Source organism: Pseudomonas sp. B6001, assembly GCF_013386015.1.
GTDB lineage: Bacteria > Pseudomonadota > Gammaproteobacteria > Pseudomonadales > Pseudomonadaceae > Aquipseudomonas.
Genome location: NZ_JACAOX010000039.1, coordinates 1 through 12,622 on the forward strand (window position 1 = coordinate 1; position 12,622 = coordinate 12,622).

At 58.6% G+C, this 12,622-nt stretch carries 12 protein-coding genes; 3 read left to right on the forward strand and 9 right to left on the reverse strand.

Annotated features, from left to right (window positions below):
* Positions 1-29 precede the first annotated feature (29 nt).
* The 9 genes from msrQ to mrcB all read right to left on the reverse strand — a co-directional run bounded on the left by msrQ (position 30) and on the right by mrcB (position 9,856).
* On the reverse strand, positions 30-650 hold the full coding sequence (gene msrQ, locus HX821_RS28245) for a protein-methionine-sulfoxide reductase heme-binding subunit MsrQ (RefSeq protein WP_177021513.1): 621 nt from the start codon (positions 648-650) through the stop codon (positions 30-32).
* Positions 650-1,663 (reverse strand): protein-methionine-sulfoxide reductase catalytic subunit MsrP, encoded by a 1,014-nt coding sequence (msrP, locus tag HX821_RS28250; RefSeq protein WP_003212121.1) that lies wholly within the window; start codon positions 1,661-1,663, stop codon positions 650-652. The genes msrQ and msrP overlap by 1 nt, the downstream gene beginning before the upstream one ends.
* 63 nt (positions 1,664-1,726) lie before the next feature.
* On the reverse strand, positions 1,727-2,584 hold the full coding sequence (pssA, locus tag HX821_RS28255; protein ID WP_003212123.1) for a CDP-diacylglycerol--serine O-phosphatidyltransferase: 858 nt from the start codon (positions 2,582-2,584) through the stop codon (positions 1,727-1,729).
* Between the two features lie 144 nt (positions 2,585-2,728).
* Positions 2,729-3,745: a ketol-acid reductoisomerase gene (ilvC, locus tag HX821_RS28260; RefSeq protein WP_177037043.1), complete on the reverse strand. Its 1,017-nt coding sequence runs from the start codon at positions 3,743-3,745 to the stop codon at positions 2,729-2,731.
* A gap of 50 nt (positions 3,746-3,795) precedes the next feature.
* Positions 3,796-4,287, reverse strand: a complete 492-nt coding sequence (gene ilvN, locus HX821_RS28265; protein WP_003176102.1) for an acetolactate synthase small subunit — start codon at positions 4,285-4,287, stop codon at positions 3,796-3,798.
* A 2-nt stretch (positions 4,288-4,289) separates the two neighbouring features.
* The gene (locus tag HX821_RS28270; RefSeq protein WP_008436892.1) at positions 4,290-6,014 is read right to left on the reverse strand and encodes an acetolactate synthase 3 large subunit; all 1,725 of its coding nucleotides are present in this window, start codon (positions 6,012-6,014) and stop codon (positions 4,290-4,292) included.
* A 431-nt stretch (positions 6,015-6,445) separates the two neighbouring features.
* A complete protein-coding gene (locus HX821_RS28275; protein WP_003212129.1) occupies positions 6,446-6,775 on the reverse strand; it encodes a YqcC family protein in 330 nt (109 codons plus the stop codon).
* Positions 6,775-7,515 carry a hypothetical protein gene (locus tag HX821_RS28280; protein WP_177037045.1) on the reverse strand — a complete coding sequence of 247 codons (741 nt, stop codon included), beginning with the start codon at positions 7,513-7,515 and terminating at the stop codon, positions 6,775-6,777. The genes HX821_RS28275 and HX821_RS28280 overlap by 1 nt, the downstream gene beginning before the upstream one ends.
* Before the next feature lie 16 nt (positions 7,516-7,531).
* Positions 7,532-9,856, reverse strand: coding sequence for a penicillin-binding protein 1B (mrcB, locus tag HX821_RS28285; RefSeq protein WP_102604517.1), 2,325 nt, complete (start codon positions 9,854-9,856; stop codon positions 7,532-7,534).
* Between the two features lie 118 nt (positions 9,857-9,974).
* Between mrcB and HX821_RS28290 the strand changes: the two genes are divergently transcribed.
* The 3 genes from HX821_RS28290 (at position 9,975) to HX821_RS28300 (ending at position 12,443) form a co-directional block, all read left to right on the forward strand.
* Positions 9,975-11,531 carry a bifunctional aminoglycoside phosphotransferase/ATP-binding protein gene (locus HX821_RS28290; protein WP_177037047.1) on the forward strand — a complete coding sequence of 519 codons (1,557 nt, stop codon included), beginning with the start codon at positions 9,975-9,977 and terminating at the stop codon, positions 11,529-11,531.
* Positions 11,532-11,625: 94 nt separating this feature from the next.
* Entirely contained in the window at positions 11,626-11,970 is a 345-nt protein-coding gene (locus tag HX821_RS28295) for a pentapeptide repeat-containing protein (RefSeq protein ID WP_008436884.1), read from the forward strand.
* 200 nt (positions 11,971-12,170) lie between these two features.
* A complete protein-coding gene (locus HX821_RS28300) occupies positions 12,171-12,443 on the forward strand; it encodes a TfoX/Sxy family protein (protein WP_003212140.1) in 273 nt (90 codons plus the stop codon).
* Positions 12,444-12,622 lie beyond the last annotated feature (179 nt).

A 12,622-nucleotide genomic window follows, 5' to 3' on the forward strand; every position in this document is an offset into this window, starting at 1 on the left:
GACTTCCAGAATCTGCCGTCAAGGGTTAATTACGCTTTTGTTGCAGAAGATGGTTTTTTAGCAATAAGACGGGGAATTCGGCGCGTCACCGGTGGTATACGCAGGACCAGAAGCAGCGCCCCTATAGATGCATAGATAGCCCACTCCTTGAGATCTGCCCGCACGATCCACAGCATATGCAGCAAACCAAGCCCGAGAATCACGTAAACCAAACGATGCAGTTTCTTCCAGCGCACACCAAGGCGACGCTGGCTGTATCGGTTGGAGGTGACTGCCAGCACCAATAGAGAAAGGAATCCCAAGGTACCCACAATAATGTAAGGCCGCTTCCGTAGCTCAACCCCCAACTGCGACCAATCCAACCCAAGGATAAACACGCAGTAAGCAGCGAGATGCAAAACCACATAGGCAAAGCACCACAATCCCAGTTGCCGTCGCACGGCGATCCACCCCGCCCAACCACTGAGCTTCTGCAACGGTGTCATACCCAGGGTTATTAACAACAGAATCAAGGTGCCAAGCCCGAGCCGATCCATCAGCACCTTGCCCGGGTCAGGTCCCAGCGCAAAGCTCCAGGCCTCGTACAGCCAGAACAGCGGCCACACCGCCGCTGCTATAAAGACGCCGATGCGCCAGATCGGATAGCGCATCAATAGTTCTTCCGCAGATCGAGGCCCGTATAAAGAGAAGCGACTTCATCGGCGTAGCCGTTGAACATTTGTGTCTCACGCACATTGGGACTGAACAGCCCGCTGGGCAACCGCCGCTCCCGCGCCTGGGTCCAACGCGGATGGTCGACGGTAGGATTCACATTTGCGTAAAACCCATACTCACTCGCGGCAATACTTTGCCAGGTGGTTTTCGGCTGCTCGCTGACCAGGCTGATGCGTACGATCGACTTGACGCTCTTGAATCCGTACTTCCACGGCACCACCAACCGCAACGGCGCGCCGTTCTGGTTCGGCAGCTCCCGCCCATACATGCCCACCGCAAGGATCGCCAGGGGATTCATCGCCTCATCCAATCGCAGCCCTTCTACATAAGGCCAGTCGATCAAGGCGAAGTTGGACCGCTGCCCCGGCATGCTCTTGGGATCCTGCAGGGTTTCAAAACGGATGTACTTGGCGTTCGAGGTCGGCTCGACGTGCTTGAGCAGTTCCGATATAGGGAACCCTATCCACGGAATGACCATCGACCACGCCTCTACGCAGCGCAGTCGATAGATTCGCTCTTCCAACTGATAGGGCTTCATGAAGTCTTCAAGCGCATAGCGCCCAGGTTTGGCGACCTCACCATCTATCACCACACTCCACGGCTCAGTCTTCAGAGACCCGGCATTGGCTGCAGGGTCGCCCTTATCCGTACCGAACTCATAGAAGTTGTTGTAGTGGGTTGCGTCCTTGAAAGGGGTGATGGCCTCGTCCTTGACGGTAATCGCCTGCCATTTGGTACCCGGGAGCTTTTCGGCAAACCAGCCAGGTGCATTGCCCGGCTCGACATCGGCATAACGTGCCGCATCATCCGCACTGGCCCAACGCGGCAGGCTGCTGGCAGCCAGGCCGGCAAGCGCACCACCGAGCAAGCTGCGGCGAGAGAAATAGAGGGATTCAGGCGTGACATCCGATTCTTGGCAATCAGACGCTTTGGGAAACTTGATTAACATGGCAACTCCGCAGCTTTGGAGGACAGATGCACCAATAGACTGCGGAGTATGGGGGAAATTACATTAAGGCAACGTTTTGCGCTGACGAAGATGCAGAAGGTACTGCACCGGGCCGGACGCGGCATACACAAGGAAAGCCAGCAGCAGGATTCGCGGCGGATCACTGAAGACCACGGCAAACACCAGCACCACTGCCAGGATAGCCACAAACGGCACACGCCCTTTGAGATCCAGCTCCTTGAAGCTGTTGTACTTGATATTGCTGACCATCAGCATGCCGGCCGCCGCAACCATCAAGGCCACCAGGAACGACATCTTGGAACCCTGGATACCGTAGTCGCTGAATGCCCAGACAATACCGGCTACCACACCCGCCGCAGCCGGACTGGCCAGGCCAATGAAGTAGCGCTTGTCGGCAGTCCCCACCTGGGTATTAAAGCGCGCCAGACGCAATGCCGCGCCCGCCACATAGATGAAGGCAACCATCCAGCCAACCTTGCCCATATCACCCAGCGCCCAGGCAAATGCGAGCAACGCCGGCGCCACACCGAAGGCAACCATGTCCGACAGCGAGTCATACTCGGCGCCAAAGGCACTCTGGGTGTTGGTCATCCGCGCAACCCGGCCATCCAGGCCATCAAGGACCATGGCGACGAAGATCGCTATCGCGGCAAAACCAAAGTACTTGCTGGCCCCGGCCGCATCGCCGGCCGCCAACGCACTCTGGGCACTCATGGAATTGATGATGGAGTAGAACCCCGCGAACAGGTTCGCAGTGGTGAACAGATTGGGCAGAAGATAGATGCCACGATGCCGGACTTTACGGCCTTCAGCATCGTGCCCTTCTTCGACATGTTCATCGATCGGTAGCAGGCTTTCGGCGTCAGAGGCCTGGTTTGGCTCTTCGGGACGTTCGCTCATGGACTTTACCTTGCAACGGTGTGAAAAATTTCGACAGAAACTTGCGGCGAGTGTTCGCCCGCAAACGATGCAGCTTTATACCAGAACCTGCCCCGCAAACGAAAAAACGCGGCCTAAGCCGCGTTTTCCCTTGATCCGTACGACTTAGTTTTTGGCTTTGTCGACGATCTTGTTGGCACCGATCCACGGCATCATGGAGCGCAGTTGCTCGCCGATGATCTCGATACCGTGAGCGGCGTTGTTACGACGCTTGGCGGTCATCGAAGGGTAGCCGGTTGCACCTTCGCTGATGAACATTTTGGCGTATTCGCCGTCCTGAATACGTTTCAGGGCGTTGCGCATGGCCTGACGGGACTCGGCGTTGATCACTTCCGGGCCAGTCACGTACTCGCCGTATTCGGCGTTGTTGGAGATCGAGTAGTTCATGTTGGCGATACCGCCTTCGTACATGAGGTCAACGATCAGCTTCAGTTCGTGCAGGCATTCGAAATAGGCCATTTCCGGCGCGTAGCCAGCTTCAACCAGGGTTTCGAAACCGGCTTTGACCAGCTCAACGGTACCGCCGCACAGAACGGCTTGTTCGCCGAACAGGTCGGTTTCAGTCTCGTCCTTGAAGGTGGTTTCGATGATGCCGGTACGACCGCCACCCACGCCAGCAGCGTAGGACAGTGCGACGTTCTTGGCGTTGCCCGAGGCGTCCTGGTAGATCGCGATCAGGTCAGGGATACCGCCGCCTTTGACGAACTCGGAGCGCACGGTGTGGCCCGGTGCTTTCGGCGCGATCATGATCACGTCGAGGTCGGCGCGCGGCACAACCTGGTTGTAGTGGATCGCGAAGCCGTGGGAGAAGGCCAGGGTGGCGCCCTTCTTGATGTTCGGCTCGATTTCGTTCTTGTACAGCTCGGACTGGAACTCGTCCGGGGTCAGGATCATGACCAGGTCGGCAGCAGCGACAGCAGAAGCAACGTCAGTCACTTTCAGGCCGTGGGCTTCAGCCTTGGCAACAGTGGCCGAGCCTTTGCGCAGGCCAACGGTCACGTCAACGCCGGAATCTTTCAGGTTGCACGCTTGGGCGTGGCCCTGGGAACCGTAGCCGATGATGGCGACTTTTTTGCCCTGGATGATCGACAGGTCACAATCTTTATCGTAATAAACTTTCATGAGGTTCCTCTATATATCCAGGCCGTTTAAGGCCATTCGCTAAATTTGAGTTAGATGCTGAGTACTTTGTCGCCACGAGCAATCCCGGTGACGCCACTGCGTACAGTTTCCAGAATCGAGGCCGTCCCGATCGACTGGATGAAGCTGTCCAGCTTGTCGCTTGTACCGGTCAGTTGAACGGTATAAACGCTGGCGCTCACATCGACGATCTGCCCGCGATAAATGTCGGTAGTGCGCTTGATCTCGGCCCGTTGTGCACCCGTAGCCTTGACCTTGACCAGCATCAGCTCACGCTCGATGTGGGCACTCTCCGACAAGTCGACCAGCTTGACCACTTCGATCAGCTTGTTGAGGTTCTTGGTGATCTGCTCGATCACCTCATCATGGCCAACGGTGGTCAACGTCAGACGCGACAAGGTCGGGTCTTCGGTCGGCGCCACCGTCAGGCTTTCGATGTTGTAGTTGCGTTGCGAAAACAGTCCGACCACACGTGACAGAGCGCCCGGTTCGTTCTCCAGAAGCAGGGAGATAATGTGCCGCATGATTAGGTACGCTCCGTCTTGTTCAGCCACATATCGCGCATGGAGCCGTCTTTGATCTGCATCGGGTAGACGTGCTCGCTGGTGTCGACCTGAATATCGAGGAACACCAGGCGGTCCTTCATGGCGAACGCCTCTTCCATCATCGGCTTCAAATCCTTCAGATCGGTGATGCGCATGCCGACATGGCCATAGGCTTCAACCAATTTGACGAAGTCAGGCAGAGACTCCATGTAGGAATGGGAGTGACGGCTGCCGTAGCTCATGTCCTGCCACTGGCGAACCATGCCCAGTACACCGTTGTTCAGGCAGACGATCTTCACCGGCAAGCCATATTGCAGGCAGGTCGACAGTTCCTGGATGTTCATCTGGATACTGCCTTCGCCGGTGACGCACGCAACGTCAGTATCCGGAAAGCTCAGCTTCACACCCATGGCCGCAGGGAAACCAAAGCCCATCGTGCCCAGGCCACCGGAGTTGATCCAGCGGTTAGGCTTGTCGAACTTGTAGTACTGCGCCGCGAACATCTGGTGCTGGCCCACGTCGGAGGTCACAAAGGCATCGCCCTTGGTCACTTCGCACAGGGTTTCGATCACGGTCTGTGGCTTGATGACGCTGCCATCACCCTTGTCGTAAGGGAACAGGCCGCGATCACCGCGCCACTCGTCGATCTGCTTCCACCAGCTGGCAACGGAATCCTTGTTCGGGGCTTCGCCGATTTCCTTCAGCGCAGCGACCATTTCGGTCAGCACGCTTTCCACAGGACCAACGATAGGCACGTCGGCCTTGATGGTCTTGGAGATGGATGCCGGGTCGATATCGATGTGGATGATCTTGGCATTCGGGCAGAACTTGCTCGCGCCATTGATCACCCGGTCATCGAACCGCGCACCGACGGCGAGGATCACGTCAGCATGGTGCATGGCCAGGTTGGCGGTGTAGCTGCCGTGCATGCCGAGCATGCCGACGAACTGACGGTCCGAACCCGGGAACGCGCCAAGGCCCATCAAGGTGTTGGTGACTGGCAGGTTGAGCAGCTTGGCCAGTTCGGTCAGCGGTGCAGAACCGCCGCCCAGAATCACCCCACCACCCGAATAGAGCACCGGACGCTTGGCCGCCAACAGCATTTCTGCCGCCTTGCGGATTTGCCCCGAGTGCCCGCGAACGGCCGGGCTGTAGGAACGCAGCTTGGCTTTCTTCGGGAAGATGTATTCGAATTTTTCCGCCGGGTTGGTCATGTCTTTCGGGATATCGACCACCACAGGACCCGGGCGACCGGACTGTGCGAGGTAGAACGCCTTCTTCATGACTTCCGGGATTTCCGAGGCATGCTTGATCATGAAGCTGTGTTTCACGATCGGCCGGGAAATACCGATCATGTCGGTTTCCTGGAATGCATCGGTACCGACCATGGTGCTCGCCACCTGGCCGGAAATGATCACCATCGGGATGGAGTCCATATAGGCCGTCGCGATGCCGGTAATGGCATTGGTCGCGCCAGGGCCGGAAGTCACCAGTACCACACCGGCTTTACCGGTGGCACGGGCGTAACCGTCAGCCATATGGGTAGCAGCTTGTTCGTGGCGAACCAGGATGTGGGTAACAGCCGGTTCCTTGAACAGTGCGTCGTAGACATGCAGCAGAGCACCACCTGGGTACCCGTAGATATAGTCGACGCCTTCGTCACGCAAAAAGCGGACGAGCATCTCACCGCCAGATAAAAGCTCCACGTTGTTCACCTCTAAAACGCCAGAATACCGTCCGTTAAAAACCGACGGGTCTTAATAGGTTTACTTCTCAGCAGAGCATGAGCGACGGTGGTCGCCGACTACGTCAGCACTGACTGAGCAAGTATTGGGAGCGTCCCAAGTGTTGCGGGATTTTCCCACCCAGCGCGAGGTAACGCGTTGCGGGTGTAACAGGTCGGCGCGGGTATGCGCCTCATGATCTGCTGAGTGGGTCTGCTTCTGGCAGTCCCTCTACAGCGGACTTTGGATTCTTCTGTTTCAGCCCCTCCAAGTCAAGCAATAATTGCGCTTTTTTCCAACTAAGCGCATGAGAACGTAGAAGAAAGGGGCTTGAGGAGGGATAAAACTCGCCTGAATGGCGCAAAGCGGTAGAAATATGCGCAAGACTGCCGGAAAAACCGGCAGCCAGGCAATTAACGAGCGTCGACGATCAGTTGATCGAACTTTTTCAGCGCAGTCCGCAGGCCAAGGCTCTCAAGTGGCCGATCGGCGTAAACCATCTCGGCCATCTCCAGAATCCCCGACGCATTGGGCAATGGCAGGTCCTGTTCGAGGATTTGCTTCATCCGTGTCAGGAAAATCCATTGCAGCCACTGGTGAAAGTCCAGTGTGTCGACGGAAAACGGCTCAACACTGCTCAAGGCTTCAGCACTGGGGGACACTTCGTCCCACCAGCCCTGCAAGCGCAGTTCGCGCTCGATCAACAACAACTGTTCGGCAATCGCCGGAAAGCGTGCATCCATCAGAGGCTTACCTTGGCTTTTTGCCGAGCCTGGGCGGCGCCGGCAGCATCGCCTTGCTTCTCGCGGGCATCACCGATCAAGCTCCACAGGCTGGCCTGCAGGTCTGGACGGCCATTGGCCAGGGTCAGGCCGCGGCGGGCAAATTGTTCAGCTTGTGGGGCATCGCCCTGGGCCATGCGAACCTGAGCCAGGCGGTATAGCACTTGCGGTTCACGCGGTGCCACGCGCTGGGCGCGCTCGAGGCTCGACGACGCGCCGTTCAAATCGCCACCCGACTGCTGCTGTTGGGCAGTGGTGAGCAACGCCAGCACCGGGCCATCCAACTGCTCATCGGCTGACAGACCGCCGGCACTGCTGGCGGAAGGAATTCCACTCGGCGTCGACGGCATGTTGTAGGTGCCCTGGTTGATCGGTGCCGTTTGAATCGGCGTGGCGTCGATCGGGCCCGATGTACTTGGGCCTGGGGTCCACGGCTGAGTACTGATCGGAGCCGAGGTGGCAGCACCGCCACCCGGGATCATCACCACTACACCAGAGTCCTGAGGCACGGCTTGCGCCTGGGGCCGGACCTGGGCAGGGCGGTTGGTAACGGTTTGGCGGAAGCCGCCGTTGGCCGAGATCCGGTCGTTGTTGGACACCGTTGTACTGGAGTCCACCACCGGAATAGAGCCCCGCTCCACGCTGGCGCAACCACCGAGCAATGCCAAAACTGTAATAGCTGGAATCAACAACTTGTTCACGTGAAACCCTCTTTGCTTAATTCATCCAGCCCTTGACCCAATCCATCACCGATTCAGCACTGGCGGGCGCACTGGCTCCGCAGGCTGCACCGGGTGGTGGCTCGCTGCCGCGAATATACGGCATCTGCACCGCGCCCGGACAGTTGGCATCGGAACCCTGGCCGGTGTGCGGATCGATCCAGGCCTGGACGATATTGTCCGGCTGCGGCATGTTCAGCGGCAGTGGATCGGCCTTTTTCATGAAACTGGTCCATACCTGCAACGCGCCGGTAGCACCGGTAAACGGCGTCTTGCCGTTGTCATCACGCCCCAGCCAAACCACTGCCAGCAGGTCCTGGCTGAACCCTGCGAACCAGCTGTCCCGCGAATCGTTACTGGTACCGCTCTTGCCGGCCAGTGTCAGGTTGGCCGGCAGCACGTTGTAGGCCGAGCGTCCGGTACCTTCGCGCATCACGCGCTGCATGGCGTTCTGGATGAGGTAGATCGAGGCCGGGTCAAAGCGTTGCTGAATCTGGAACGGATAACGCTTGAGCGGTTCGCCTTCGGCCGTCAACACGCTCCGGATCCCACGCATCGGCGTATTGAAGCCACCGTTGGCCAGGGTCTGGTACATGGTCGCCACTTCCATCGGGCTCATCGCACCCGCACCCAACAGCATCGATGGGAACGCCGGGAACTCACGTGTGATGCCCAACCGGCCGAGCGTCTTGAGCACGTTCGGCACGCCCAGTTCAAGGCCGAGGCGGGAAGTCGAGATGTTGTAGGAATGCGCCAAGCCCTGGTACAGGAAAATCGTACCGTGGGAGCGACGATCAAAGTTATGCGGCGTCCACATCTGGCCATCAGCCCCTTTGACCGACAGCGGGTCATCGGACAGCCAACTGGTCAGCGTGTACTTGCTCGGTTTTTCCAGCGCGGTCAGGTACACCGCCGGCTTGACCAGCGAGCCAATCGGCCGCACCGCGTCCAGCGCCCGGTTGAACCCGGCAAAGCTGGCCTGGCGACTGCCGATCATGGCCTGGACTTCGCCGGTTTCCGGGTTGGTCACCACCATCGCAGCCTCGACGTCGTCAGAGCCTTTACGACCTGTCAGGCGTTTGAAGGTGTCATTGACCGACGCTTCGGCCTTCATCTGCAGGATCGGGTCGAAACTGGTGAAGATCCGCAGGCCTTCTTCAGTCAAGTCTTCGTCGCGGTAGTCTTCACGCAGTTGGCGTTTGACCAGGTCGATAAAGCCCGGGAAGGAGCTGTCGGCGAGCTTGCCGCGGGTGGTTACACCCAGTGGCATTTTCTTCGCGGCGGCCACTTGTTCAGGGGTGGCGACACCTTGCTGCTCAAGTACATCCAGCACCAGGTTACGGCGCTCCAGCGCCCGCTCCGGGTTGCGACGCGGGTTGTAGTAGGACGGCCCCTTGACCATGCCCACCAGCAGCGCCACCTGGTGCAACTTCAGCTCGGACAACGGCTGGCCGAAGAAGAACTGGCTGGCCAGACCAAAACCGTGGACGGCACGCTGACCGTCCTGGCCAACGAATACTTCATTGAGGTACGCCTCAAGAATTTCCTGCTTGCTGTAGTGCAGCTCCAGCAGCATCGCCATCATGGCTTCGGTCAGCTTGCGGGTCAGGCTGCGCTCGTTGGTCAGGTAGAAGTTCTTGACCAATTGCTGTGTCAGCGTACTGCCGCCCTGGGTCATCTTGCCGCCCGAGGTGTTGACCCAGATGGCGCGCGCGATGGACTTCGGTGATACGCCCCAGTGGCTGTAGAAATCCCGGTCTTCGACGGCGATCAGAGTATCCAGCAGGTAAGGCGGCACCTGATCGATCTTGATCAGGATGCGGTCTTCCAGGTTTTTCGGATAAATCCCACCGATCATTAAGGGTTCCAGGCGCACCACCGGCAACTTCGAGCCGTTGAGCGAGGACAGTTCGGCTACGTAGTCGCCAGAGAAACGCACGCGCACCGGCTGGGGTTTTTCCAGGCCTTCATAGAACTGGAAGCCGCGGGTGTTCAGGTCAACCGTGTTGCCGCTGACGGCAGCGGCGCCGGGGCCATTGCTCACGGGTTCGCGGCGATAGCCCAGGGCATCGAGCTCGGTGAGGAAGTCATCCTTGCTCAGCTTCTGGCCGCTGAACAGTTCCAGCGGGCGCGCGTAGACCTTGGCCGGAATGGTCCAGCGCTTGCCGGAGAACTTCTCCTGGACCACGGCATCGAGGTAAACCGCGAAGCCGGCGATCACGACAAGCCCTACCAGGCTGAGCTTAAGCGCCCAGCCCAGCCAAGGGCGCAGGCCGCGGGAAGGAGGTTTTTTACGGGAACGGGGAGATCGGGTACGAGTCATGGCGGCGGATTATACGCACTTTATTGATGACCAACATGAGCCGGACAGCGGTTTGCACGACCGCCTGTAGGAGCCATAATGCCCGCCATGAATTTTCCCAGACTCTGAAGGATCGCCCGTGAGCCAGTCCCTGATTGCTGCCCTGCAAAACCCGGCCCTGTTTCCCCATCCGGTGGATCAGTTCCAAGTCATCGAGACCCATATTTCCTGGGTCCTGCTCACTGGGCCCTATGCTTACAAGATGAAGAAGCCGGTGAATTTCGGTTTCCTCGATTTCACCACCCTGGAAGCCCGCGGCCACTTCTGCAATGAAGAGCTGCGCCTCAACCAGCGCCTGACCGATGATTTGTATCTTGAAGTGTTGCCGATCACCGGCAGCGCCGAGGCACCGCAGTTGGGCGGCGACGGTCCGGTGGTCGACTACATGCTGAAAATGCGCCAGTTCCCGCAAAGCCAACTGCTCAGCACTCTGCAGGCCAACGGCGAACTGACCAGCGCGCACATCGACGAAATGGCCAGGCAGATCGCGCATTTTCACCTGAATGCCCCGAAAGTCCCGGCCACTAACTCTGCTGGCACGCCGCACGATGTCATGGCACCGGTGCTGCAGAACTTCGAGCAGATCCGTCCGTTCCTCAGCGACAAGGCCGACCTGGCACAACTGGACGCCTTGCAGGCCTGGGCCGAAAGCAGTTTCGAGCGTCTCAAGCCGCTGTTTGAACAACGCAAGCTCAATGGCTTCACCCGCGAATGCCACGGTGATATCCACCTGGGCAACGCCACGATGATTGATGGCCACGTGGTCATCTTCGACTGCATCGAGTTCAACGAGCCGTTCCGCTTCACCGACGTGTATGCCGACACCGGCTTTTTGGCGATGGACCTGGAAGACCGCGGCCTCAAGAGCCTGGCACGACGCTTCATCAGCCAGTACCTGGAGCTGACCGGCGACTATCAAGGCCTGGAAGTACTGAACTTCTATAAAGCCTACCGCGCCCTGGTACGCGCGAAGATCGCGCTGTTCAGCATGCCTTCCGAGGCGGATGCGGTGCAGCGCGCTACCACCCTGCGCCAGTACCGCAACTACGCCAACCTGGCAGAAAGCTACAGCACCATCCCATCGCGCTTCCTGGCCATCACCCATGGCGTATCGGCCGTTGGCAAAAGCCATGTATCCATGCGCCTCGTAGAAGCATTGGGGGCGATTCGCCTGCGTTCGGACGTAGAGCGCAAGCGCCTGTTCGGCGAGCAGAAGGTCGAGAACACGCCGCAGGCCGGGATCTACGCCGCAGACGCCAGCGCCGCGACCTACGCGCGCCTGAACGAAATCGCCGACACCGTACTGCGCGCCGGTTTCCCGGTGGTATTGGACGCGACCTTCCTCAAGCGAGAACAACGCGACGCGGCGGCCAAGATCGCCGAGGCCACCGGCGCGCCATTCCTGATCCTTGACTGCAATGCGCCACCGGCGGTAATCGCCGCTTGGCTGGCACAACGTCAGGCGGACAAGAACGACCCTTCCGACGCTACCCTGGCCATCATCGAAGAACAGCAGGCCACCCGTGACCCGCTCAGCGCCGAGGAGTTGCTGCTCAGCAAACGCGTGGAGACCAATGAAAGCGGGACCCTGGACGCATTGGTGGCACATATTCGCCAGCGTCTGCCGGGGCTGTAAGAAATATTTCTTGGTCGTGCAGCCTTCCGGGGCTCACGGCCGAGAAATAGTGGCACTATAATGGCGCCATAATTCCAACACGGGAGTCGCCATTGTGAGCCAGCCGAAGCTACTTGATACCCCGCTGTACGCGCTTCTGCATAAAGATGATATCCGCGGCTTCAACCAGGAGCGTCCGAAAGACGGCACCATCGATATGCGCGGTGGCGACTTTCGCGGCCTGGACCTGCGCGACCTGAATGCCGAGGGCGTGGATTTCACCGACGCTTATTTCCGCTCCGCCGACTTGCGCGGCCTGGATTTGCGCGACTGCCCCCTGGAAGGCGCGAGCCTGGCGCATGCCCAGATCTCCGGCACTTATTTCCCCCCTGAGTTAAGCGCCGATGAGATCCTGATGTCCGTCAATTTCGGCACACGCCTGCGCTACCGCACTCGCTAAACCGCTACATCGGCTCCCGGCTACGCACAGGGCGTACCGGGGGCTTCACCCTTTCCTACGCTAAAACCCCCGCCTGCCTTAGAAGCTTTTAGGTCGTTGCCGACCAAAGAACTACGCTTTTCCTACTGAGCGCTACACTCCTTTCAGGCTTGCCTGGTCACGATACCCACCGAACCATTCGGCCGTCGCAAGGAGGCTTGATGAATGATGAGCTGCAACACCTGAAAAACCTTGGCAAGACGTCGGCGCAATGGCTGCATGCGGTGGGCATCCACAGTGCGTCCGACCTACGCCGCCTGGGGGCAGTCGACGCGTACCGTGCCGTACGCACCCGCGGTTTCAGGGCATCCAAAGTGTTGTTGTATGCTATTGAAGGCGCGCTGATGGATGTGCACTGGAATGACATTCCCGTTGAACGCAAGGAAGCTTTAAATCGTCAATTGGACGCTCTGACCGCACGCCAAAAGAATTGAGACGCCAACTTGCACCCGCGTTTACGGGGATTCCAAGCAGAAGTTTGAGGAAATTCGCAGAGGCCGCAAAAACAAATGTTGACTCTCAAATGAGAATCGTTATGATTATCACAACTGGTCGCGAGATCAGCCGATAACTGAAAGACCATTGGTTCGGACTCTCAGATTATCTCCTCATC